A 25179-nucleotide genomic window follows, 5' to 3' on the forward strand; every position below is an offset into this window, starting at 1 on the left:
TGTCAGCCTGAAAGTCGCCTGAAGCCGCTGAAAATCAGACTAAACAAATAAAAAAGGCACATCTGATGATGCGCCCTTGTACTTTATCACGTTCCCGGGGAGGGAAAGCGATCAGTTTACCGCGTCTTTCAGTGCCTTACCTGCACGGAAACCCGGAACTTTAGCAGCAGCAATGGTGATCTCTTTACCGGTTTGCGGGTTGCGACCAGTACGGGCAGCACGCTCTTTAACAGCAAAAGTACCAAAACCTACCAGCGCAACGTCATCCCCAGCCTGCAGAGACTCAGTAACGGAAGCGATCAAAGCATCTAACGCACGGCCAGCAGCAGCTTTAGAAATATCCGCACCTGCAGCAATTTTGTCAATCAGTTGAGATTTGTTCACTGTTCTCTTCCTCTCTTTATAATTTATATCGCACTGGAATCCTTCGCAGCACGACGGCGCAGCAGTTATATCAGGAGTGTCATGCCCTTACAACACCCGTTGCCTATGACATACCCAACCAGCAATCTAAATTAGCTATACAAAAAAAGGCTGGCAAGTGCGAAATCACTTCCCAGCCCCGTTTTTATTAACGCTCTTTGCGCGAAGTCACTATTTTGCGCTTACAACCTGCATGCCGTAAGGAGCATTTTGCAGTGCAAGGGCAAGAACCTCTTCAATGCGCTTGACCGGATGGATATCCAGATCGGCAATCACGTTATCCGGAATCTCTTCCAGATCGCGTTTGTTTTCATCCGGAATCAGAACAGTCTTAATGCCACCGCGGTGTGCCGCCAGCAGTTTTTCCTTCAGACCGCCGATCGGCAGAACCTGACCGCGCAGCGTGATTTCACCAGTCATGGCAACATCGGCTCTCACCGGGTTACCCGTCAGGCATGAAACCAGCGCGGTACACATAGCAATACCCGCACTCGGACCGTCTTTCGGCGTTGCGCCTTCCGGCACGTGAACGTGGATGTCGCGTTTTTCGTAGAAGTCGCCGTTGATGCCGAGCTTCTCTGCACGCGCGCGAACGACGGTCAGCGCCGCCTGGATGGATTCCTGCATCACTTCGCCAAGGGAGCCGGTATAAGTCAGCTTACCTTTGCCCGGCACGCATGCTGTTTCGATGGTCAGCAGATCGCCGCCCACTTCGGTCCACGCGAGGCCCGTTACCTGACCGACACGGTTTTCATCATCCGCACGACCATAGTCGAAGCGCTGCACGCCAAGGTAATCATGCAGGTTGTCACCGTCGATGGTGATGTGCTTGAGCGTCTTATCCAGCAGCAGCTGTTTCACCGCTTTACGGCACAGTTTGGAGATTTCACGCTCCAGGCTACGCACGCCCGCTTCACGGGTGTAGTAACGAATGATGCCGATGATTGCGCTGTCTTCAACCGTGATTTCGCCTTTTTTCAGGGCGTTACGCTCAATCTGTTTTGGCAACAGGTGACGTTTCGCGATGTTCAGCTTTTCATCTTCGGTATAGCCGGAGAGGCGAATCACTTCCATACGATCCAGCAGCGGCGCCGGAATATTCATGGAGTTAGAGGTCGCCACAAACATCACATCGCTGAGATCGTAATCGACTTCCAGATAGTGATCGCTGAACGCCACGTTCTGTTCTGGATCAAGCACTTCCAGCAGCGCAGATGCCGGGTCGCCGCGCATGTCCGAAGACATTTTGTCGATTTCATCCAGCAGGAACAGCGGGTTTTTAACGCCCACTTTCGCCATTTTCTGAATCAGCTTGCCCGGCATGGAACCGATATAAGTACGGCGGTGACCACGAATTTCCGCTTCGTCACGCACGCCGCCCAGCGCCATACGAATGTACTTACGCCCTGTTGCTTTGGCGATGGACTGGCCCAGAGAGGTTTTACCCACGCCAGGAGGCCCAACCAGGCACAGAATTGGCCCTTTAAGCTTGTTAACGCGGCTCTGGACTGCGAGATACTCAAGGATGCGATCTTTCACGCGTTCCAGACCGTAGTGGTCGGTATCAAGGATCTCCTGCGCCTGGCGCAGATCCTTTTTAACTTTACTGCGCGCGTTCCACGGAACCTGAACCATCCAGTCGATATAGCCGCGCACGACGGTCGCTTCTGCGGACATAGGCGACATCATTTTCAGCTTCTGAAGCTCGGCTTCCGCCTTCTCTTTTGCCTCTTTCGGCATCTTAGCGGCGTCGATTTTACGCTTCAGCGCTTCGTTTTCGTCCGGCGCATCGTCCATCTCACCGAGCTCTTTCTGAATGGCTTTCATTTGCTCGTTCAGATAGTACTCGCGCTGAGATTTTTCCATCTGTTTTTTGACGCGATTACGGATACGTTTCTCAACCTGCAGCAGGTCAATTTCCGATTCCATCATCGCCATCAGGTATTCCAGACGCTCGTTGATGTCAGACATTTCCAGTACAGACTGCTTGTCCGACAGCTTAAGCGGCATGTGTGCAGCAATGGTGTCTGCCAGACGAGCTGGATCGTCGATGCTGTTCAGCGACGTCAGCACTTCCGGTGGGATTTTCTTGTTCAGCTTGATATAGCCTTCAAACTGGCTAATCGCCGTGCGCACCAGCACTTCCTGCTCGCGCTCTTCGATATCCGGCGAATCAAGGTATTCAGCCTTCGCCGAGAAATGCTCGCCGTTGTCTGACAATGCGGAAATGCGCGCACGCTGAAGGCCTTCGACCAACACTTTTACGGTGCCGTCAGGCAGTTTCAGCATCTGCAAAATAGAGGCCACGGTCCCGACGGTGAAAAGATCGTTTACACCCGGCTCATCCGTTGACGCGTCTTTCTGAGCAACCAGCATGATTTTTTTATCATGGTCCATGGCAGCTTCGAGACAACGGATAGATTTTTCCCGCCCTACAAATAAGGGAATGACCATGTGCGGATAAACCACCACATCGCGCAACGGCAATACGGGGATTTCAATGCGTTCAGAACGCTCAGGATTCATAGAGCTCTCTCTTAGTTTAATGTCCGCCAGGGTAGTCAGTGGCGTTACTGTGATGACGCCACCGTTAACATGTAATCCAGTATATGGGGATGTTTCCCACACATTCAACGGCAGGAATACAGGAAAAGCAAAAGGGGGATAAAATATCCCCCTTTTCGTTAACTAACTGAGTAATTTGGTGAATTATTCGCCAGATGCCTGCTGCGTTTCGCTGGTACCGTAAATCAACAGCGGCTTGGTCTGGCCGTCGATAACGGACTCGTCGATCACCACTTTTTCGACGTCTTCCATGGAAGGCAGATCGTACATAGTGTCGAGGAGAGCGGCTTCAACGATAGAACGCAGGCCACGGGCACCGGTTTTACGGGCCATCGCTTTGCGGGCAATCGCGTCCAGCGCTTCATCGCGGAACTCAAGATCCACACCTTCAAGACTGAACAGCGCCTGATACTGCTTGGTCAGCGCATTTTTCGGCTCTTTCAGGATCTGAATCAGCGCGTCTTCACTCAATTCGTTGAGCGTTGCGACAACCGGCAGACGACCAATGAACTCAGGGATCAAACCGAATTTAATCAGGTCACCCGGTTCAACCTGCTCCAGCAGCTCGCCTTCGTTCGCTTTTTCAGATTTTGCCTTCACCGTTGCGCCGAAACCGATGCCAGAACCTGTTTCAACGCGGTTAGCGATCACTTTATCCAAGCCGGCAAACGCACCGCCGCAGATAAAGAGAATCTTAGAGGTATCGACCTGCAGGAACTCCTGCTGTGGATGCTTACGTCCGCCCTGTGGTGGAACCGCAGCCACGGTGCCCTCGATAAGCTTCAACAGAGCCTGCTGAACGCCCTCGCCGGACACGTCACGGGTAATCGACGGGTTATCCGATTTACGGGAAATTTTGTCGATTTCATCGATATACACGATACCGCGCTGCGCTTTCTGTACGTCATAGTCGCACTTCTGCAGCAGCTTCTGGATGATGTTTTCCACGTCTTCACCCACGTAACCGGCTTCGGTCAGGGTGGTGGCATCCGCCATGGTAAATGGCACATCCAGCAGACGCGCCAGCGTTTCAGCCAGCAGCGTTTTACCGGAACCGGTTGGGCCAATCAGCAGAATGTTACTTTTGCCGAGCTCCACGCCGTTGCTGGTATCGCCGTTACGCAAACGTTTGTAGTGGTTGTATACCGCCACGGCCAGCACTTTCTTCGCTCTTTCCTGACCGATAACGTAATCGTCCAGGTGGTGACGAATTTCATGCGGCGTCGGCAGTGCACTGCGCTCACGATGCGGAGCGACTTCCTTAATTTCTTCGCGAATGATGTCGTTACATAAATCAACGCATTCGTCGCAGATATACACGGACGGACCGGCGATCAGCTTGCGCACTTCATGCTGGCTTTTGCCGCAAAAAGAGCAGTACAACAGTTTGCCTGAACCGTCTTTGCGTTTATCTGTCATGAGTCCAAACCTCTTTCTATGTTCTTTGTGCCGCACATGACGACGCAAATGCCAGTCTTAACGGAATGCCACCCTTCTACAGTATAGCGGCACTCATCATAGTGGCATTAATTACGATGGGTCAAAATGGAGTCGACCAGTCCGTACTCCACGGCTTCTGCCGCGGACAGGAAGCGATCGCGCTCCGTATCGCGCTCAATCTGCTCAAGAGAGTGACCCGTGTGATGCGCCATAAGTTCATTCATGCGCGCTTTAACTTTCAGGATTTCTTTCGCGTGGATCTCAATGTCCGTCGCCTGACCCTGGTAGCCGCCCAGCGGCTGGTGAATCATTACGCGGGAGTTTGGCAGGCAGAAACGCTTGCCCTTCGCCCCGGCGGTCAGCAGGAATGCGCCCATGGAACAGGCCTGCCCCATACAAATAGTGCTGACGTCTGGCTTGATGAACTGCATGGTGTCGTAAATCGACATGCCTGCGGTGATCACGCCGCCCGGTGAGTTGATGTACAGGTAAATGTCTTTTTCCGGGTTTTCCGCTTCCAGAAACAGCATCTGCGCTACGATCAGGTTTGCCATGTGGTCTTCCACCTGGCCGGTCAGAAAGATAACGCGCTCCTTCAGAAGACGAGAATAGATATCAAAAGAACGTTCGCCGCGTGAGGTCTGTTCGATGACCATTGGCACCAGGGCCATATGGGGTGCAAAGTTATCTCGTTCGCCACTGTATGACATGTCCGTCTCCTGGATAAAAAGTGAATATACCTGCTGTACTGATTGTAACCTTGCGGACGGATCATCAGCCAGTCTGTCTGTTGCTTCCCCTTTTATGGGGGCGGCAGTGCCCTGTTTCAAGCATAACAATATTTTGCTGTAACGCTAACACCGAAACCGCGTTTTGGCACGCTTCGTCATCTATTACAGCAATAAAAAAACCCGTCACCAGAAGGTAACGGGTTTTTCGCTCAAACTTTAAACGGCAAAGGCGTTAATTACGCCTGCTGGTTCATCAGTTCGTTGAAAGAAGTGGCTTTTTCAGACACTTTCGCTTTGTTCAGAACGGCTTCAACAGCCTGCTCTTCCAGCGCGACGTTACGCATGTTGTCCATCAGCTCTTTATTTTTGCTGTAGAACTCGATCACTTCTTTCGGATCTTCGTAAGCAGAAGCCATCTCTTCGATCAGGCCTTTAACGCGGTCTTCGTCAGCTTTCAGCTCGTTGGTGCGAATCACTTCGCCCAGCAGCAGACCAACAACAACGCGGCGTTTAGCCTGCTCTTCGAACAGCTCGCGCGGCAGCTCCATCGCTTGTTTAGCGTTACCGCCAAAGCGCTGCGCAGCCTGCTGGCGCAGAACGTCGATTTCACCGTCAATCAGGGCTGCTGGCACGTCGATGTTGTTGGCGTTAACCAGACCTTCGATTGCCTGAGACTTGATGCGGTTTTTCACCGCGCCTTTCAGCTCGCGATCCATGTTTTTACGCACTTCAGCACGCAGGCCGTCTACGGAACCATCTTCAACGCCGAAACGCTTGATGAATTCTGCAGTCAGTTCTGGCAGCTCACGCTCTTCGACTTTCTTCAGGTTGATAGCGAATTTCGCTGCTTTACCTTTCAGATTTTCTGCATGGTACTCTTCAGGGAAGGTCACGTCGATGGTGAACTCTTCGCCCGCTTTATGGCCTTTGATTCCGTCTTCAAAGCCTGGGATCATACGACCCTGGCCCATTGCCAGTACGAAATCAGTGGCTTTGCCGCCTTCGAACTCTTCACCGTCTACGGAACCAGAGAAGTCAACGGTCACGCGATCTTCATCAGCAACAGCGCCGTCTTTCTCTTTCCAGGTCGCCTGCTGCTTGCGCAGGGTCTCCAGCATGCCGTCAACGTCAGCATCGGTCACTTCAACCACTGGTTTTTCAACTTCGATAGCTTCCAGACCCTGCAGCTCAACTTCCGGATACACTTCGAACTCAACGGCATAGGTGAAGTCTTCACCCTGTTTGTACTCACCTGGAACGTAGTTCGGGGAGCCAGCCGGGTTGATTTTCTCTTTGATGATCGCATCAACGAAGTTGCGGCTCATCAGGTCGCCCAGCACGTCCTGGCGAACAGAAGCGCCATAGCGCTGAGCAACAACATTCATCGGTACTTTCCCTTTACGGAAACCGTCGATGCGAACTTTTTTCGCTACGTTGACCAGCTCGCTTTTAACAGCGTTTTCGATGCTGTCAGCAGCGATAGTAATCGTTACACGGCGGCCAAGGCCCTGAGTGGTTTCAACTGAAACTTGCATCTTGTTACCTCAAAAAAATCACAGTGCTCGGTCAACTCTGGAAGCGCGTATCGCAAACTTCGCAGAACCGGGATGTCCGCTTCATTACAGAAGTACAATCCCTGTTGCCAGAATCATCCCGAAGACATTCCGAAAATAAGACGCAGCATTATAGCGGCATCACTGTAGTGAGTCGAGAACGGGAATGCCGCACGGGTGCGCCATTTTTCACAGTTTTGAGGTAATTTTGCCCTAAAAAATGCGTCTCTCGCTCAAAATTCAAGCAAAACAAAACGGCCCGCAGGCCGTTTCTCAATAATTCTGTACGCAACATACTGGAAAAGTTCCGACAGTTGCAAATGTGAATTCTATGCGATTGTACCTGCACCACGACATGGCGGGGAAGCAAAGATCGTATCCTGCAACCCTTCCCATTCCTTAACGGTATAGGTATGCAGCGCCAGCGCGTGCACGGTCGTGGACAATTCAGCGGTTAACGTGCCGTAAATCATTCGGTGACGATTAAGAAAACGTTCTCCAGAAAAGCGATCGCTGACCAGCACCACCTTAAAGTGACTTTCGGAGCCAGCCGGAACATTGTGGCGATAGCTTTCATCCACCACTTCGAGGAATAAGGGGTCAAACGCCGCCCTCAGTTTTTCTTCTATCTTTTCACGTATCATCATGAATTTACTCCTCCGACAACGCTGAGATGCCGCCCTTCCTTTTAAATGTTAGCCGCTTTTACCGTTTCCATAACATGAAAACAACAAAAATTTAGCTTTCGTCCTGGTTTCTCAGTCAAACGGATGAAGTTTGCGAACTCTGCCATGCGAATTATCGCAAAAAAGAGGATGAAACCAGGCCTGAGCTCAGAAAACAGTCAACACGATGAATTTACATGCATCACCCACTTCCCCTCGTCGTTGGCGATGTTATGATGGCGGGAATTTTTCGCCCGTTGAACTTTAAGTCCATTAAACAGCTGAAACGCCGAGAGTCTTAACATGTTAAAAAAAATCCTCTTCCCGTTGGTTGCGATGTTTATGCTGGCCGGTTGTGCCAAGCCGCAAACCACCATTGATGTCTCCCCTAAAATCACGCTGCCTTCCCAGGATCCAAGCCTGATGGGCGTTACCGTCAGCATCAACGGCGCGGATCAGCGTCCGGATCAGGCGCTGGCTAAAGTCACCCGTGACAATCAACTGGTTACGTTAACCGCTTCCCGCGACCTGCGTTTCTTGCTGCAGGAAGTGCTTGAGAAACAAATGACCGCGCGCGGCTATATGATTGGGCCAAACGGCGCTGTCGATCTGCAGATCATCGTCAACAACCTGTATGCAGATGTCTCTCAGGGCAACGTGCGTTACAACATCGCGACCAAAGCGGATATCGCCATCATTGCCACCGCGAAGAACGGCAACAAGATGACCAAAAACTACCGTGCAAGCTACCAGGTTGAAGGGGCTTTCACCGCCAACAACCAGAACATTGCTAACGCGGTGAACAGCGTGCTGACGGATACCATCTCCGATATGGCACAGGACACCAGCGTCCACGACTTCATCAAGCAGAACGCCCGTTAATCCTTTCTGACCCGGCCTCGTGCCGGGTCAGTTATTTATGCCCATGTCGACTCACTACTTTCGCTTTTTCCAGCAGCCCAAATCAGCCATTCTGCTGATTCTCGGCTTCGCCTCCGGCCTCCCGCTGGCGCTCACCTCCGGCACGCTTCAGGCGTGGATGACCGTTGAGAACATCGATCTTAAAACCATCGGCTTCTTTTCTCTCGTTGGCCAGGCCTACGTCTTTAAGTTCCTCTGGTCACCGATGATGGATCGCTACACGCCGCCGTTTTTAGGGCGACGTCGCGGCTGGCTGTTGACCACCCAGGTATTGCTGTTGCTCTCGATTGCCGCGATGGGATTCCTTGAACCGTCGAGTCAGCTGCGCTGGATGGCGGCACTGGCGGTCGTGATTGCTTTTTGCTCCGCCTCGCAGGACATCGTGTTCGATGCGTGGAAAACGGACGTGCTCCCTCCGGAGGAACGCGGAACCGGTGCGGCCATCAGCGTGCTCGGCTACCGTCTGGCAATGCTGGTATCCGGTGGTCTCGCGCTGTGGCTGGCCGATCAATGGCTTGGCTGGCAGGCGATGTACTGGCTGATGGCTGCCCTGATGATACCCTGCATTATCGCAACATTGCTGGCACCAGAACCGAGCGACGTCATTCCGGCACCGAAGACGCTTGAAGAGGCCGTGGCCGAACCCCTTCGCGACTTCTTTGGTCGTAATAATGCCTGGCTGATTCTGCTGCTGATCGTCCTTTATAAGTTGGGTGATGCGTTCGCGATGAGCCTCACCACAACCTTCCTGATTCGCGGCGTTGGGTTCGACGCAGGCGAAGTGGGCGTGGTGAATAAAACACTGGGTCTTTTCGCCACCATTCTTGGCGCACTCTACGGCGGCGTGCTGATGCAGCGTTTATCGCTTTTCCGCGCGCTGCTAATTTTCGGCATTTTGCAGGGTGCTTCCAACGCCGGTTACTGGCTGTTATCAATCACGGATAAGCACATGCTGAGCATGGGGACCGCCGTCTTCTTCGAAAACCTCTGCGGCGGCATGGGCACCTCGGCGTTCGTTGCCCTGTTGATGACGCTGTGCAATAAGTCATTTTCCGCAACCCAGTTCGCGCTGCTGTCAGCACTCTCCGCCGTCGGGCGCGTCTATGTTGGGCCGATTGCTGGCTGGTTTGTGGAAGCCCACGGTTGGCCGACCTTCTATCTGTTCTCCGTCTTTGCCGCCGTTCCGGGTATTTTGCTGTTGCTGCTGTGCCGCCAGACGCTGGAATACACCTGGCAAAGCGAAAGTTTTATGCCGCGTACGGCGTTTAAAGCTGGCTACTCAGTCGCACTGAGAGTACTGGCTATCGGCTGTCTGGTACTGGCTGTCTGGCTGGTGCTGCTGATCCTCAACGCGCTGGATCTGACAGCGTTTTCCTTCCTGACCGGCCTGCTGGAAATCGGCGCGCTGATTGCGGTGTTCGGGATTGTGCTGGGCGGGGCTCTTGACGCGCTGGCGCTGCGAAAAACACGTCTGGCTTGAGCAATAAATAAACATTATTTGCCGTTGTAGTTACCGTCTGTAATTATAACGGCAATAATCCATTCATTTTTTTCGATTGTTATTTTGTGCGTTATATATTTCGGAAATTACTGGAGCTATTTAAATTGAGGATATTTCCTTAACCGATTCAGCCAAAGAACGATTATTTTATTGTTTTCCCGATGTCGTCACTTTGATAATTAATTGTTAACCATTTGTGTTGCTTTGCCATTGGTTATACCTTTTACTAGGCGATTACATTTTTTCACTCCCGTTTTGTTATAAAACTGCGACAGTGCGCTATCTGCCTGGATTTTAGACACAATCGGCAACATCTGTGACAGGCCCGGCAGAACCCGGTAACACCCGAAAGACACTTCTCCAATCATGTTTACAGTAATGTAACCTTCCCGTAAAATGCCCCCACACTTTAAACGCCACCAAATCCCGTGGAATTGAGGTCGTTACATGAGACTCAGGAAATACAATAAAAGTTTGGGATGGTTGTCATTACTCGCAGGCACTGTTTTGCTCAGTGGCTGTGATTCTGCGCTACTTGACCCCAAAGGACAGATTGGACTGGAGCAACGTTCGTTGATACTGACGGCTTTTGGCCTGATGTTAATCGTCGTCATTCCCGCCATCTTGATGGCAGTTGGTTTCGCCTGGAAGTACCGTGCGAGCAACAAAGATGTGAAGTACAGCCCTAACTGGTCACACTCCAATAAAGTGGAAGCTGTGGTCTGGACGGTGCCTATCCTTATCATCCTGTTCCTTGCCGTGCTGACCTGGAAAACAACGCATGCGCTTGAGCCTAGCAAACCGCTGGTTCATGACGAAAAGCCGATCACCATTGAAGTCGTTTCAATGGACTGGAAATGGTTCTTCATTTATCCGGATCAGGGCATTGCCACCGTTAACGAAATCGCCTTCCCGGCAAACGTTCCGGTGCAGTTCAAAGTGACCTCCAACTCCGTGATGAACTCGTTCTTTATCCCACGTTTAGGTAGCCAGATTTATTCGATGCCTGGTATGCAGACCAACCTGCACCTGATCGCGAATGAAGCAGGCACCTACGACGGTATCTCCGCCAGCTACAGTGGCCCGGGCTTCTCCGGAATGAAGTTCAAAGCCATTGCCACACCGGATCAGGCAACGTTTGATCAGTGGGTCGCGAAGGTGAAACAGTCTCAGAGCACCATGAATGACATGGCCGCTTACGAGAAACTGGCTGCACCGAGCGAATACAACAAGGTGGAATACTTCTCCAGCGTGAAACCAGACCTGTTTGTTGATGTTATCAACAAATTTATGGGGCACGGTCACATGGACATGAGCCAGCCTGCCGGTGAGCACGCCTCACACGAAGGGATGGAAGGCATGGACATGAGCCACGCGGAAACCGCTCACTAAGGGGCCGAGGAAGAAACGATGTTCGGAAAATTAACACTGGATGCAGTGCCCTACCACGAACCGATTATCGTGGTTACGGTGGCTGCCATTATTATCGGGGGTCTGGCGCTGCTGGCGCTGATCACTTACTTCGGTAAGTGGACCTACCTGTGGAAAGAGTGGCTGACGTCTGTCGATCACAAAAAACTCGGCATCATGTACTGCATCGTCGGTATTGTGATGCTGATTCGTGGCTTTGCTGACGCCATCATGATGCGTAGCCAGCAGGTACTCGCCTCGGCGGGTGAAGCCGGCTTCCTGCCACCGCACCACTACGATCAGATCTTTACCGCTCACGGCGTTATCATGATCTTCTTCGTGGCGATGCCGCTGGTTATCGGCCTGATGAACGTGGTTGTTCCTTTGCAGATCGGCGCGCGCGACGTTGCGTTCCCGTTCCTGAACAACCTGAGCTTCTGGTTCACCGTCGTCGGCGTTATCCTGGTTAACCTCTCGCTCGGCGTCGGCGAGTTCGCTCAGACCGGCTGGCTGGCGTATCCGCCTCTGTCGGGCATTGAGTACAGTCCGGGCGTCGGGGTCGATTACTGGATTTGGGCGCTTCAGCTCTCCGGTATCGGTACGACGCTGACGGGGATTAACTTCTTCGTTACCATCATCAAGATGCGTGCGCCTGGCATGACCATGTTCAAGATGCCGGTTTTTACCTGGGCTTCCCTGTGCGCTAACATCCTGATTATTGCGTCGTTCCCAATCCTGACCGTCACCATCGCGCTGCTGACCCTTGACCGTTATATCGGTACCCATTTCTTCACTAACGAAATGGGCGGCAACATGATGATGTACATCAACCTGATTTGGGCCTGGGGCCATCCGGAAGTGTACATTCTGGTGCTGCCGGTGTTTGGTGTGTTCTCCGAAGTGGCGGCCACCTTCTCCCGCAAGCGTCTGTTTGGTTACACCTCGCTGGTGTGGGCAACCGTGTGTATTACCGTTCTGTCGTTCATCGTCTGGCTGCACCACTTCTTCACCATGGGTGCGGGCGCGAACGTAAACGCCTTCTTCGGTATTGCCACCATGATTATCGCCATCCCAACCGGGGTTAAGATCTTCAACTGGCTGTTCACCATGTATCAGGGCCGTATCGTGTTCCATTCCGCGATGCTGTGGACCATCGGCTTTATCGTCACCTTCTCGGTCGGCGGTATGACCGGCGTTCTGCTGGCGGTGCCGGGCGCGGACTTCGTGCTGCACAACAGCCTGTTCCTGATTGCGCACTTCCATAACGTCATCATCGGCGGTGTGGTGTTCGGTTGCTTCGCAGGGATCACCTACTGGTGGCCGAAAGCCTTTGGCTTCACCCTGAACGAAACCTGGGGCAAACGCGCCTTCTGGTTCTGGATCATCGGCTTCTTCGTGGCGTTTATGCCGCTGTACGTGCTGGGCTTCATGGGCATGACCCGTCGCCTGAGCCAGAAGATCGATCCGCAGTTCCACCCAATGCTGGTTGTTGCAGCCTGCGGTGCGGCGCTGATTGCCTGCGGTATCCTGTGCCAGCTGATTCAGTACTACGTCTCTATTCGCGACCGCGAGCAGAACCGTGACCTGACCGGTGACCCATGGGGTGGTCGTACGCTGGAGTGGGCAACATCCTCTCCTGCGCCGTTCTACAACTTTGCCCACGTACCGCACGTTCATGAGCGTGACGCGTTCTGGGAAATGAAAGAGAAAGGCGAAGCGTACAAGAAACCTGCAGGCTATGAAGAGATCCACATGCCGAAAAACAGCGGCGCCGGCATCGTGATTGCGGCCTTCGCGACTATCTTCGGTTTTGCCATGATCTGGCATATCTGGTGGATGGCGATCGTCGGCTTCCTCGGCATCGTGATCAGCTGGATTGTGAAAAGCTTCGACGAGGACGTGGATTACTACGTGCCGGTTGCAGAAATCGAAAAACTGGAAAATCAGCATTTCGATGAGATCTCAAAGGCAGGGCTGAAAAATGGCAACTGATACTCTGACAAACGCGCACGCCCACGCGCACGAACATGGGCACCATGATACAGGGCCGACGAAAGTCTTCGGCTTCTGGATCTACCTGATGAGCGACTGCGTTCTGTTCTCTATTCTGTTCGCGACCTACGCGGTGTTGGTAAACAACACCGCCGGTGGCCCGGCAGGTAAAGACATTTTCGAGCTGCCGTTCGTGTTGGTTGAAACTGCCCTGCTGTTATTCAGCTCCATCACCTACGGCATGGCGGCGATCGCCATGTACAAAAACAACAAGAGCCAGGTTATCTCCTGGCTTGCCCTGACCTGGCTGTTCGGTGCAGGGTTCATCGCGATGGAAATCTACGAATTCCATCACCTGATTGTTGAAGGTATGGGCCCGGATCGCAGCGGCTTCCTGTCCGCGTTCTTCGCGCTGGTCGGCACCCACGGTCTACACGTGACTTCTGGTCTTATCTGGATGGCAGTACTGATGTTCCAGATTAGCCGTCGCGGCCTGACCAGCACCAACCGTACCCGTATCCTGTGCCTGAGCCTGTTCTGGCACTTCCTGGACGTGGTGTGGATCTGCGTGTTCTCTGTAGTCTATCTGATGGGGGCGATGTAATGAGTCATTCAACCGATCACGGCGCTTCCCACGGCAGCGTAAAAACCTACATGACAGGCTTTGTCCTGTCGATCATCCTGACGATTATCCCGTTTGCGATGGTGATGAACGGTTCGGCTTCGCACCTTGCCATGATTGGCTGCGTGCTGGCAGCAGCGGTAGTACAGATCGTGGTGCATCTGGTGTGCTTCCTGCACATGAACACCAAGTCAGATGAAGGCTGGAACATGACGGCTTTCGTCTTTACTGTGCTAATCATTGCGATTGTGGTGGTAGGTTCAATCTGGATCATGTGGAACCTTAACTACAACATGATGGTTCGATAAGAGCGGCGAGTATGTTTAAGCAATACCTGCAAGTTACAAAACCAGGCATCATCTTCGGTAACCTGATCTCGGTGATCGGCGGTTTCCTGCTGGCCTCCAAGGGCCACATCGATTACCCGCTGTTTATCTACACTCTGGTTGGCGTGTCGCTGGTCGTTGCGTCCGGCTGTGTGTTCAACAACTACATCGACAGGGATATCGACAAGAAGATGGAACGAACCAAGAATCGGGTGCTGGTTAAAGGCCTGATTTCTGCGAACGTTTCGCTGGTGTATGCCACTTTGCTGGGTATTGCTGGCTTCGCTCTGCTGTGGTTCGGCGCGAATCCGCTGGCCTGCTGGCTTGGCGTAATGGGCTTCGTGGTGTACGTCGGCGTTTATAGCCTGTATATGAAGCGCCATTCCGTTTACGGCACGCTGATTGGTTCCCTTTCTGGCGCGGCGCCGCCGGTAATTGGCTACTGTGCCGTGACCGGCAGCTTTGACAGCGGTGCGGCCATTTTGCTGGCGATTTTCAGCCTCTGGCAGATGCCGCACTCCTACGCCATCGCGATTTTCCGCTTCAAGGATTATCAGGCGGCCAACATTCCGGTTCTGCCGGTTGTTAAGGGAATTTCCGTTGCCAAGAACCACATCACGCTCTACATCATCGCCTTCGCCGTTGCGACACTGATGCTCTCTCTGGGCGGTTATGCCGGATACAAATATCTGGTGGTGGCCGCCGCGGTGAGCGTCTGGTGGCTCGGGATGGCGCTGCGCGGGTACAAAGTGGCAGATGACAGAGTCTGGGCGCGCAAGCTGTTCGTCTTCTCAATCGTTGCGATTACCTCGCTTTCGGTGATGATGTCCGTCGACTTTATGGTGCCGGATTCACATTCCGTGCTGGCTTACGTCTGGTAAACCCAGCTAACCGGTCAAAAGGGTGCTTCGGCACCCTTTTTTATTCGCATTATCAATAAAATCCCGATGTAATATTTGTTACACAACCCCTTATTTACCCTGCCCTTCCCTGGCCTTACACTAAGCGCTGCTTTTATTCTGAGGTGGAAATGAACGATTTTAAAATGACGCCGGGCGAACTGCGCGCAACCTGGGGTTTAGGGACCGTATTCTCACTGCGCATGCTCGGCATGTTTATGGTTCTGCCCGTTCTGACCACCTACGGCATGGCGCTACAGGGCGCAAGCGAAGCGCTGATTGGCATCGCCATTGGTATTTATGGCCTCGCTCAGGCGGTGTTTCAGATCCCCTTCGGCCTGATGTCCGATCGCATTGGCCGCAAGCCGTTGATTATCGGCGGCTTACTGATTTTCGTCCTCGGCAGCGTGATTGCCGCACTCTCTGACTCCATCTGGGGCATCATTCTTGGCCGCGCATTGCAGGGTTCCGGCGCGATTGCCGCCGCCGTGATGGCGCTGCTGTCCGACCTCACCCGCGAGCAGAACCGAACCAAAGCGATGGCATTTATCGGCGTCAGCTTTGGCGTCACGTTCGCTATCGCCATGGTGCTCGGTCCGATTATCACCCACAGGCTTGGCCTGCATGCCCTGTTCTGGATGATCTCAGGACTTGCCACGCTGGGTATTTTACTGACGCTGTGGGTCGTGCCGAACAGCGAGAACCACGTCCTGAACCGCGAATCCGGCATGGTAAAAGGCTGCTTCAGCAAGGTGCTGATGGAGCCAAAACTGCTGAAGCTCAACTTCGGCATCATGTGTCTGCACATTCTGCTGATGTCGACGTTTGTTGCCCTGCCAGGCCAGCTTGAGGCCGCAGGATTCCCGGCAGCGGAACACTGGAAAATTTACCTCGTCACCATGGTCGTCTCCTTTGTCGCCGTGGTGCCATTTATCATCTATGCCGAAGTAAAACGCCGCATGAAGCGCGTCTTCCTGCTCTGCATCGCCCTGATTCTGATTGCGGAAATTGTGCTCTGGGGATCGGGGGCTTACTTCTGGGAGTTGGTTGCAGGCGTGCAGCTGTTCTTCCTTGCCTTCAACCTGATGGAAGCGCTGCTGCCGTCGCTCATCAGTAAAGAATCCCCGGCGGGCTATAAAGGCACCGCGATGGGCATCTACTCCACCAGCCAGTTTTTGGGTGTCGCTATCGGCGGCTCACTCGGCGGCTGGCTGGATGGATACTTCGACTCACAAACCGTGTTTCTGATGGGGGCTCTTCTGGCTACGGTCTGGCTACTGGTGGCGATGACCATGCAGGAGCCGCAATACGTCAGCAGCCTGCGTATCGCCATTCCTGATGGTATTGACGCCGACGAGCACCTGAAAAACCGCCTGCTGGCGAAAGAGGGCGTGAAAGAAGTACTCGTCATCGCCGCAGAACGTTCGGCGTACGTAAAAATCGACAGTAAAGTGACCAACCGCTACGACGTCGAAACCCTGATAGCCAATCCTTAAACGGGCGATACAGAAAAATGAACGGCTTCCCCAGGGAAGCCGTTGTGATATTTGCGCCTGATAAAAAATCAGAACAGGCCTAACGGTGCCGTGCCGTAGCTCACCAGAATATTTTTGGTGTGCTGATAAGCATCCAGCGCCATTTTGTGGGTTTCGCGTCCTACGCCGGACTGCTTGTAGCCGCCAAACGCCGCGTGTGCCGGGTAGACGTGGTAACAGTTCGTCCAGACTCGTCCCGCTTTAATTCCTCTTCCCATGCGGTAGGCAAGATTGCTGTCCCGCGTCCAGACGCCAGCCCCCAGGCCATACTGCGTGTCGTTGGCCAACGCCAGCGCTTCCGCCTCATCCTTAAAGGTCAGGATACCGATCACCGGGCCAAAGATCTCCTCCTGGAAGCTGCGCATGGCGTTGTTGCCTTTGATCAGGGTCGGCTGAATGTAGAAGCCGTTATCCAGATCGTTGACCATCGCCTTATCTCCGCCCGTGAGGATTTTCCCGCCCTCTTCGCGGGCAATATTGATATACGACATGATCTTATCGTACTGCTGACGCGAGGCCTGCGCGCCAATCATGGTGTCTGTGTCAAACGGATCGCCGCGGCGGATATTAGCGATTTTCGCCATCACGCGTTCCATAAACGGCTCGTAAATCGACTCGTGGATCAGTGCACGTGACGGACAGGTACAGACTTCACCCTGGTTGAAGAAGCCCAGCACCAGCCCTTCCACCGCTTTTTCAATAAAGGACTCTTCGGCGTCCATGACGTCGGCAAAGTAGATATTCGGTGATTTTCCGCCAAGCTCCACGGTACAGGGGATAATGTTCTCTGCCGCACAGGCCATAATGTGCCGCCCAACCGGCGTCGATCCGGTAAAGGCAATCTTCGCAATGCGCTTGCTGGTTGCCAGCGCCTCACCTGCTTCACGGCCGTAGCCCTGAACGATGTTTACTACGCCCGCCGGGAAGAGGTCACCGATAATTTCCATCAGCAGCGTGATGCTTAATGGCGTCTGTTCCGCAGGCTTGAGCACCACGCAGTTACCCGCCGCCAGCGCCGGAGCGAGCTTCCACGCCGCCATCAGCAGCGGGAAGTTCCAGGGGATAATTTGCCCAACCACGCCCAGCGGCTCGTAGAAATGGTACGCCACCGTATTTTCGTCAATCTCCGCCGTACTGCCTTCCTGGGCGCGTAAACAGCCCGCAAAATAGCGGAAGTGATCCACTGCCAACGGAATATCCGCATTCAGCGTTTCACGCACGGGTTTACCATTATCCCAGCTTTCGGCAATCGCCAGCCTCTCCAGATGCTCTTCAATCCGGTCAGCGACCTGCAACAGCAAATTAGAGCGATGCTGCGCGGAGGTTTTACCCCAGGCCACCGCAGCGCGATGGGCCGCATCCAGCGCCTTATCAATATCCGCTGCGCCGGAACGCGGGAACTGGCCGATGTTACTGCCATCCACGGGCGAGGTATTCATGAAGTACTCGCCGTTCACGGGTTCGACGAACTGACCGTCGATGTAGTTGCCGTAGGTGGCCTGAAGCGTGATCAGGGCACCCGGCTTGCCAGGATGTGCATAACGCATGGCGAACTCCTTCTGTAGGGTTGAGGAACAGCGGCGTGACTCTATTTGGTCTCGCGTACTGTTGTTCAACCAATGCATCCAGCATGCCAGAATTCACACGGCCTCATAATTTATTTAATATCAATAACTTAATAATTTAGATACATGGACAGAGTGCATTTATCTCAGCAATGTTCGCTTCCGTGTTGCGTAACGCAACATTAAACAAACCACTAAGCTACAATATCGCAACACTTTCTCGTCCATTGAGGTGTCTGATGCAGGGAAAATCAACCGACAGCGTTGGTCATACCCACTGCAGCCCGCTGCTGCGCGAGTCGTGGTTTCGCAGCGAGCTGTATGGCCTGGAGCGTAACGCCGAAGACTTCCCGCTTCTGGGGCAGGGAGAGCTGGCCGATCGTCTTGCCAGTCATTCCGGCTTACAGCGCTACGCCTTACCCATGGTCACTCAACTGGCGAAAAGCCTCACGGAAACCCAGTCGGTGGTGGTATTAACCGATGACACAGGCGTGGTGTTACAGACGGTAGGCAATCTGAGCGCAATGGAAAAAGCGCAGCGTTTCGCGCTTTCGCCCGGCACGCTCTGGAGCGAAAGCGGCCGTGGAACAAACGCGATTGGCACAGCCCTCGCCATTGATGACAGCTGTGAGATCGACGGCGAACAGCATTTCCTCACCAGCAATCAAAACCTTTATTGCGCCGCCATTCCTCTGCAAACGCCGGATGGTCAGATCGCGGGCGTGCTGGACATCTCCGGCCCGGCACACTTCTCTCATGCGCATACGCTGGCCTGGGTCAAAAGCGCCGCACGGCAGATAGAGTATCTGTGGGTCAAACAGAGTCTCCATCCGCAACAGTGGTTGATGAGCCTGCACCCCGATCCGCAAAAGCTCGACAGCGTTGAAGAGTTACTGCTGGTGTTTTCCGACAATACGTTGATCGCAGCCAACCGTCTCGCGCTGCGCAGGCTGGGCATCGACCCCGCCCGACTCGGCCATATCACTTTTGGGCAGTTATTCCCTTTACTGAAGCAAACCCCCTGCCCGCTGCCAGCACCGGTCACCCACTCCGCTCAGACCTACTATTACCGCCTGCGTGCGCCGACGCAAACCCTCGTCAGCGTGCCGCCAAAACCTGCCGCGGAGTGGCCTTTTTCACTGAAGCAGGACGGCGAAAAAATGGTGCGCCTGCTCAACGCTGGCGTGTCGTTGTGTATTCAGGGGGAAACCGGCAGCGGGAAAGAGTTTGTCAGCCAGACGCTGCATCAGCGCAGCCGCTGGCGGGAAGGGAAATTTATCGCGATTAACTGCGCGGCTATTCCGGAGTCACTGATTGAATCAGAGCTGTTTGGCTATCAGCCCGGCGCGTTTACCGGCGCGAACAAAAACGGCTATATCGGCAAAATCCGTGAAGCGGACGGCGGGATCCTGTTCCTTGATGAGATTGGCGACATGCCGCTCGCTCTGCAAACCCGTCTGCTCAGAGTGTTGCAGGATAAGGTCGTCGCGCCGCTGGGCTCAAGCCGTAGCTGGCCGGTGAATTTTGCCGTGATTTGCGCCACCCACCGTAATCTGGCGCAGCTTGTCGCCGACGGCGAATTTCGCGAAGACCTGCTTTATCGTTTGCAGGAATTTACCCTGACCATCCCACCGCTGCGGGAATGGCCGACGCTTCCGGCATTTATTGAACAGCAGTGGCAGGAGCTTGGTGGACCAGCGCGGCACATCACGCTTTCTCCGCCGCTGCTGAAAACGCTGGCACACTTTGCCTGGCCGGGGAATGTCCGCCAGTTACGCAGCCTGATGAAAGTGCTGCTGGCGCTGGCTGAAGAAGGGGAAACGCTTGGCGTTGATGCTTTACCGGCTGAGTACCGGCAGGCCACGCCTGAAGTTATGGAAAACCTGAAACAGCATGACACAGCCCTGATTGCCAGCACGCTAGCGCGCTTCAACGGCAATATCAGTAAGGCCGCCCAGGCGCTGGGCGTGGCGCGCAGCACGCTCTACCGGCGTGCCGCACGCGTCCGTGACGGGAATTAATCGCGGAAGTTTTTAAACTGGAACGGCTGGCCGAGATTGCCGCCGCGAACCAGCGCCATCACCGCCTGCAGATCGTCGCGGGATTTACCGGTCACGCGAATCTCTTCGCCCTGAATCTGCGCCTGCACCTTCAGCTTGCTGTCTTTGATCAGCTTGACGATTTTCTTCTGCACCGAACTTTCGATGCCGGTTTTCAGCTTCGCTTCCACAAACCAGGTCTTGCCGCTGTGAACGAACTCTTCCGGCACCTCGATTGAGCTGCCTTCGATGCCACGTTTAAGCAGCTTGGCGCGCAGGATGTCCAGCAGCTGATTCACCTGGAAATCAGATTCGCTCAGCACCTTGATGCTCTCATTCTTTTCATTCAGCTCGATGCTCGCCTCCACACCGCGAAAATCGAAGCGAGACTCCACTTCGCGCGCAGCATTATCCACGGCGTTTTTGGCTTCCTGAAGATCAACTTCAGAGACAATATCGAAAGATGGCATGTTTTATTCTCCCTCTCTTTTTGTTGCGATGCATAATACCCGCAACGTCAGAGAACACAACCTGTTATCCCGGTGACGGCGGGCATGCTGTCGGCGCTATACTGATAACATCACGCCCGATCCCGCAGCAGGTGAGGAGGAACAATGAAAATTACCGTGCTTGGATGCGGCGCCCTGGGACAATTATGGCTGACTGCGCTTATCCGGCAAGGGCATGACGTTCAGGGCTGGCTGCGCGTGCCTGCTCCGTGGTGCAGCGTCAACCTGCAGGATACTGACGGGCGCGTCTTTAACGAGCTGGTGACGGCCAACGACCCCGATTTTCTCGCCAGCAGCGATTTGTTGCTGGTTACTCTGAAGGCCTGGCAGGTATCGACCGCCGTCAAAAACCTGGCCCTCCAGCTTCCGGCTACCTGCCCCATTTTGCTGATGCACAACGGCATGGGAACAGTGGACGAACTGCGTTCGCTGAAACAGCCGCTGCTGCTCGGCATGACCACGCAGGCCGCTCGCCGGGATGGCAACCTGATTATTCATGTCGCCAACGGCACTACTCATATCGGCCCCGGTAACGCCGTCGCTCAGGAGTACAGCTTTCTGGCCGATACGCTGCATACCGTGCTGCCGGATGTCGCGTGGCATAACGATATCGGCAATGCAAGCTGGCGAAAGCTGGCGGTGAACTGCGTCATCAACCCGCTGACGGCGCTCTGTGATTGCCCAAACGGGCAGCTGCGCGATTATGCCAGCGAAGTAGAGCGCGTCAGCGCGGAAGTCGCCATGGTGATGGCGCGTGAGGGGCACCACGCCAGCCCCGAAGATTTGCTGGCCTACGTCTGGCAAGTGATTGACAGCACGGCGAATAACATTTCGTCCATGCTTCAGGATGTGCGCGCACAGCGCCAGACTGAAATCGACTATATCACCGGATACCTGCTCAAACGGGCCCGCGCCCATGGGATCGCGGTGCCGGAAAACGCCCGCCTGTTTGAACAGGTTAAACGTAAGGAGAATTCGTATGAGCGCATCAGCGCTGGTTTGTCTCGCCCCTGGGAGTGAGGAGATGGAAGCGGTGACCACCATCGATCTGCTGGTTCGCGGCGGCATCAAGGTCACTACCGCAAGCGTCGAAAGCAGTGGCGATCTGGTCATTACCTGTTCACGCGGCGTGAAGCTGCTTGCCGACGCGCCGCTGGTTCAGGTGGCCGACGGTGACTTTGATGCCATCGTGCTGCCGGGTGGCCTGAAGGGCGCAGAATGTTTCCGCGACAGCCCGCTGCTGGTGGAAACGGTAAAACAGTTCCATCGTTCAGGCCGAATCGTCGCCACCATTTGCGCCGCAGCAGGCACCGTGCTGGTGCCGCACGACATTTTTCCGATTGGCAACATGACGGGGTTTCCGGCGCTGAAAGAGACGATTCCGGAAGGGCAGTGGCAGGATAAGCGCGTAGTCTGGGACCCACGCGTCAACCTGTTAACCAGCCAGGGGCCCGGCACCAGCATTGATTTTGGGCTGAAGCTTATCGACCTGCTGGTGGGTCAGGAAAAGGCCTATGAGGTCGCCTCACAGCTGGTGATGGCTGCCGGGATTTACAACTACTACTCAGAGTAATTTAGCGCAGTGCCGGGTGGCGGCTATGCCGTACCCGGCCTACGGTCCGGTAGGCCGGGCAAACAACGTGCCGCCCGGCAGTTTTACGACGCGGCAGATTACTCCGGACGATAAACCTTCACGTTAGCAAAGCCCTGCTCGCGCAGATACAGCGCCTGCAGGCGGCTCATCACCCCACGCTCGCACCACAGCAGGTAGGTTTTGCTCTGATCCAGATCGCCGAATTTGGTGCTCAGCTTGTAGAACGGCAGAGAAGCGATTTCCACGCCTTCAACCTTCAGCGGCTTGTCGTCCTGCTCATCAATAGAGCGGATATCAAGGATCACGTCGTTGGCGCTGAAGCCGCTGACGGTTTCCACTTCCACGACGTCCTGCTGGGTCTGCTGCGCGATGTCACGGATATCGACATTGTTGGCTTCCGCCACCACTTTATCGAGGATCGTGAAATCGAAGTTCTGCTCTTCTGCTTCTATCTTCGCCTTCACCGCCTTCACGGTTGGGCTCTTCGAAATCACGCCGCAGTATTCCGGCATGGTACGGGCAAAATCTTCGGTACCGATTTCACGGGCCAGATCGATAATGTGCTCTTTATCGTGAGAAATCAGCGGACGCAGGATCAACGTGTCAGAAACGTTGTCGATGAGACGCAGGTTGGTCAGCGTCTGGCTGGAGACCTGGCCCAGCGCTTCGCCGGTGACCAGCGCCTGCACGCCGTAGCGTTCTGCTACCTGAGAAGCTGCACGCATCATCATACGTTTCAGCACCACGCCCATCTGGCCGTCGTCGATTTTTTCGAGGATTTCACCGACAACAGGCTCAAAGTTGATCGCCACGAAGCGTACGCGGTGCGAGCTGCCGTAACGGTTCCACAGATAGTGCGCCACCTGACGAACGCCGATTTCGTGCGCCGCGCCGCCAAGGTTGAAGAAGCAGTAATGCACACGACAGCCGCGACGCATCAACATGTAGCTGGAGACGCCGGAATCGAAGCCGCCGGAAATCAGCGACAGCACGTCTTCCTGAGTGCCAATCGGGAAACCGCCGATGCCTTCATAGCGGCCTTTCACCAGCAGCAGGCGATCGTTTTCGATCTCCAGATGCACGGTGACGTCCGGGTTGGTCAGCTTCACGCGCGCCGTTTCAATGTGCTGGTTCAGGCCGCCGCCGACGTAACGTTCCACTTCAATGGAGGTAAACTCATGTTTACCGCGACGTTTGACGCGCACGCAGAAAGATTTACCTTCCAGCTGTTCGCGCCACAGCGGCAGCGTCTGCTCGAAGATGTCATGAAGGGAAGTGAACGGCACATCTTCCACTTCCAGAATATGGTGAATGCCGGGAATGCGGGTCAGCGCATCGCGGATAATCGGGCGCTGGTTCTCATCTTTAGCGCGAACTTCGATGTGATCCCAGTGACGAACAACGGCGAGCGTCTCGTCATAGTGCTTCAGCACATTACGAATGTTCCCGGTGAGCATCTTAATAAAGCGTATGCGCACAGATTGGCTCTTGATGGTGATTTCCGGGAACAATTTAATGATAAACTTCATGGCGGCAATGGTTCGTTGGCAAACCCGACGGGGTCTGTAGAAAAAAATACAGCAGCCATGACTTCCCGGCTGCATCCAGGCGCGGAAGTATACCACCATCGCGGTCAACCTGCGCGTTACCATTATGCGTTATTTCATATGCCCGAGGACTTCGCTACCATAGGCAAGTCGCGATAAAACAGAGTCAAACATTCACTATGCCAAAGAAAAATGAAGCGCCAGCCACTTTTGAGAGTGCGCTGACCGAACTTGAGCAGATTGTTTCCCGCCTCGAAAACGGCGACCTGCCGCTGGAAGACGCGCTGAATGAGTTTGAGCGCGGCGTGCAGCTGGCGCGTCAGGGTCAGGTGAAGCTGCAGCAGGCCGAGCAGCGCGTGCAAATCCTGCTGGCCGACAGCGAAGATGCCCCGCTGACTCCCTTCACGCCGGACGCAGAGTAAAGAAATGGAGTTCTCGCAACAGTTGCAGTCCTGCGTTGAGCGGGCTAACGAAGCGCTGCGCCAGTTTATTGCGCCGCAGCCCTTTCAGAACACTCCGCTGGTGGAAGCCATGCACTATGGCGCACTCTTGGGCGGTAAACGTCTGCGCCCGTTTTTGGTTTACGCCACCGGCCGCATGTTTGGCGTCAGCCTCTCCACGCTTGATGCGCCCGCCGCTGCGGTGGAATGCATTCATGCTTATTCGCTGATTCACGACGATTTACCGGCGATGGATGATGACGATCTGCGCCGGGGTCAGCCAACCTGCCATATTAAATATGGTGAAGCGAACGCGATTCTGGCCGGAGACGCGCTGCAAACGCTGGCCTTTTCTATACTGAGTGATGCGCCGATGCCGTTCGTTACCGACGCGTTCCGCCTGAAGATGGTCTCCGAACTGGCGCAAGCCAGCGGCGTGGCGGGCATGTGCGGCGGTCAGGCGTTAGATCTGGAAGCCGAAGGCAAGCAGGTCGATTTGCAGGCGCTGGAGCGTATTCATCGCCATAAGACAGGAGCGCTGATTCGCTCCGCCGTGCGCCTGGGTGCACTCAGCGCAGGCGAAAAAGGCCTGGCTGCGCTGCCGGTGCTCGACAAATACGCCGAAAGCATTGGCCTCGCCTTCCAGGTGCAGGATGACATTCTGGATGTGGTAGGGGATACTGCGACCCTTGGTAAACGTCAGGGTGCCGATCAGCAGCTTGGCAAAAGCACCTACCCTGCCCTGCTGGGACTTGAGCAAGCCCAAAGCAAAGCCCGTGATCTCATTGAAGAGGCCCGCCAGTCGTTAACGGTACTGGCCGCACAGTCTCTGGACACCACGGCACTGGAAGCGCTAGCGAATTACATTATTCAGCGCGATAAATAAAAAAACACCACGATGA

22 protein-coding genes are annotated in these 25179 nt (G+C 54.4%); 13 read left to right on the forward strand and 9 right to left on the reverse strand.

From position 1 onward, the window contains the following. Positions 1-111: 111 nt before the first annotated feature. The 6 genes from hupB to bolA form a co-directional block, all read right to left on the reverse strand. Positions 112-384, reverse strand: coding sequence for a nucleoid-associated protein HU-beta (hupB, locus tag AB1287_RS02310; protein ID WP_002444653.1), 273 nt, complete (start codon positions 382-384; stop codon positions 112-114). A 210-nt stretch (positions 385-594) separates the two neighbouring features. Next, complete coding sequence (gene lon / locus AB1287_RS02315) at positions 595-2949, reverse strand: endopeptidase La (RefSeq protein ID WP_312624768.1); 2355 nt, start codon at positions 2947-2949, stop codon at positions 595-597. A 183-nt stretch (positions 2950-3132) separates the two neighbouring features. Then, positions 3133-4407, reverse strand: coding sequence for an ATP-dependent protease ATP-binding subunit ClpX (gene clpX / locus AB1287_RS02320; protein WP_312624769.1), 1275 nt, complete (start codon positions 4405-4407; stop codon positions 3133-3135). Between the two features lie 107 nt (positions 4408-4514). Next, positions 4515-5138: an ATP-dependent Clp endopeptidase proteolytic subunit ClpP gene (gene clpP, locus AB1287_RS02325; protein ID WP_097161504.1), complete on the reverse strand. Its 624-nt coding sequence runs from the start codon at positions 5136-5138 to the stop codon at positions 4515-4517. A gap of 257 nt (positions 5139-5395) precedes the next feature. Continuing rightward, complete coding sequence (tig, locus tag AB1287_RS02330; protein WP_435616827.1) at positions 5396-6694, reverse strand: trigger factor; 1299 nt, start codon at positions 6692-6694, stop codon at positions 5396-5398. Positions 6695-7041: 347 nt separating this feature from the next. Further along, on the reverse strand, positions 7042-7359 hold the full coding sequence (gene bolA, locus AB1287_RS02335; RefSeq protein ID WP_312624771.1) for a transcriptional regulator BolA: 318 nt from the start codon (positions 7357-7359) through the stop codon (positions 7042-7044). A 321-nt stretch (positions 7360-7680) separates the two neighbouring features. On the opposite strand from bolA, the gene AB1287_RS02340 reads away from it, so the two are divergent. The 8 genes from AB1287_RS02340 to AB1287_RS02375 all read left to right on the forward strand — a co-directional run bounded on the left by AB1287_RS02340 (position 7681) and on the right by AB1287_RS02375 (position 16544). Further along, complete coding sequence (locus tag AB1287_RS02340) at positions 7681-8259, forward strand: lipoprotein (RefSeq protein WP_097161501.1); 579 nt, start codon at positions 7681-7683, stop codon at positions 8257-8259. A gap of 43 nt (positions 8260-8302) precedes the next feature. Next, entirely contained in the window at positions 8303-9778 is a 1476-nt protein-coding gene (gene ampG / locus AB1287_RS02345; RefSeq protein WP_435616877.1) for a muropeptide MFS transporter AmpG, read from the forward strand. Positions 9779-10246: 468 nt separating this feature from the next. Then, positions 10247-11191, forward strand: coding sequence for a cytochrome o ubiquinol oxidase subunit II (gene cyoA, locus AB1287_RS02350; RefSeq protein WP_435616828.1), 945 nt, complete (start codon positions 10247-10249; stop codon positions 11189-11191). Between the two features lie 18 nt (positions 11192-11209). Continuing rightward, the gene (cyoB, locus tag AB1287_RS02355) at positions 11210-13201 is read left to right on the forward strand and encodes a cytochrome o ubiquinol oxidase subunit I (protein WP_435616829.1); all 1992 of its coding nucleotides are present in this window, start codon (positions 11210-11212) and stop codon (positions 13199-13201) included. Next, the gene (locus AB1287_RS02360; RefSeq protein ID WP_154160238.1) at positions 13191-13805 is read left to right on the forward strand and encodes a cytochrome o ubiquinol oxidase subunit III; all 615 of its coding nucleotides are present in this window, start codon (positions 13191-13193) and stop codon (positions 13803-13805) included. Before cyoB ends, AB1287_RS02360 begins: the two co-directional genes overlap by 11 nt. Continuing rightward, positions 13805-14131 carry a cytochrome o ubiquinol oxidase subunit IV gene (locus AB1287_RS02365; protein ID WP_312624776.1) on the forward strand — a complete coding sequence of 109 codons (327 nt, stop codon included), beginning with the start codon at positions 13805-13807 and terminating at the stop codon, positions 14129-14131. Before AB1287_RS02360 ends, AB1287_RS02365 begins: the two co-directional genes overlap by 1 nt. 11 nt (positions 14132-14142) lie before the next feature. Next, complete coding sequence (gene cyoE, locus AB1287_RS02370) at positions 14143-15030, forward strand: heme o synthase (RefSeq protein WP_312624777.1); 888 nt, start codon at positions 14143-14145, stop codon at positions 15028-15030. 149 nt (positions 15031-15179) lie between these two features. After that, positions 15180-16544: an MFS transporter gene (locus AB1287_RS02375; protein ID WP_435616830.1), complete on the forward strand. Its 1365-nt coding sequence runs from the start codon at positions 15180-15182 to the stop codon at positions 16542-16544. A 68-nt stretch (positions 16545-16612) separates the two neighbouring features. Here AB1287_RS02375 and exaC read toward each other — a convergent pair whose 3' ends face one another. Then, entirely contained in the window at positions 16613-18130 is a 1518-nt protein-coding gene (exaC, locus tag AB1287_RS02380; RefSeq protein ID WP_435616831.1) for an acetaldehyde dehydrogenase ExaC, read from the reverse strand. A 257-nt stretch (positions 18131-18387) separates the two neighbouring features. On the opposite strand from exaC, the gene AB1287_RS02385 reads away from it, so the two are divergent. Beyond that, positions 18388-20169: a sigma-54-dependent Fis family transcriptional regulator gene (locus tag AB1287_RS02385; protein ID WP_435616832.1), complete on the forward strand. Its 1782-nt coding sequence runs from the start codon at positions 18388-18390 to the stop codon at positions 20167-20169. Here the strand turns inward: AB1287_RS02385 and AB1287_RS02390 are convergent. Then, the gene (locus tag AB1287_RS02390; protein ID WP_312624783.1) at positions 20166-20657 is read right to left on the reverse strand and encodes a YajQ family cyclic di-GMP-binding protein; all 492 of its coding nucleotides are present in this window, start codon (positions 20655-20657) and stop codon (positions 20166-20168) included. The two genes, AB1287_RS02385 and AB1287_RS02390, sit on opposite strands and share 4 nt — an antisense overlap. 144 nt (positions 20658-20801) lie before the next feature. On the opposite strand from AB1287_RS02390, the gene panE reads away from it, so the two are divergent. After that, positions 20802-21716 (forward strand): 2-dehydropantoate 2-reductase, encoded by a 915-nt coding sequence (gene panE, locus AB1287_RS02395; protein WP_312624785.1) that lies wholly within the window; start codon positions 20802-20804, stop codon positions 21714-21716. Next, positions 21676-22269: a protein deglycase YajL gene (gene yajL, locus AB1287_RS02400; protein WP_312624787.1), complete on the forward strand. Its 594-nt coding sequence runs from the start codon at positions 21676-21678 to the stop codon at positions 22267-22269. Before panE ends, yajL begins: the two co-directional genes overlap by 41 nt. A 98-nt stretch (positions 22270-22367) precedes the next feature. On the opposite strand, the gene thiI is transcribed toward yajL, so the two are convergent. Continuing rightward, on the reverse strand, positions 22368-23819 hold the full coding sequence (gene thiI, locus AB1287_RS02405; protein WP_312624789.1) for a tRNA uracil 4-sulfurtransferase ThiI: 1452 nt from the start codon (positions 23817-23819) through the stop codon (positions 22368-22370). Positions 23820-24016: 197 nt separating this feature from the next. Here thiI and xseB point away from each other — a divergent pair, with 197 nt between their 5' ends. Together xseB and ispA are read left to right on the forward strand one after the other, a co-directional pair. After that, positions 24017-24259, forward strand: a complete 243-nt coding sequence (xseB, locus tag AB1287_RS02410) for an exodeoxyribonuclease VII small subunit (protein ID WP_312624790.1) — start codon at positions 24017-24019, stop codon at positions 24257-24259. Between the two features lie 4 nt (positions 24260-24263). Then, positions 24264-25163, forward strand: a complete 900-nt coding sequence (ispA, locus tag AB1287_RS02415; RefSeq protein WP_435616833.1) for a (2E,6E)-farnesyl diphosphate synthase — start codon at positions 24264-24266, stop codon at positions 25161-25163. Positions 25164-25179 lie beyond the last annotated feature (16 nt).

It is taken from the genome of Scandinavium sp. UTDF21-P1B, assembly GCF_040750395.1.
GTDB lineage: Bacteria > Pseudomonadota > Gammaproteobacteria > Enterobacterales > Enterobacteriaceae > Scandinavium.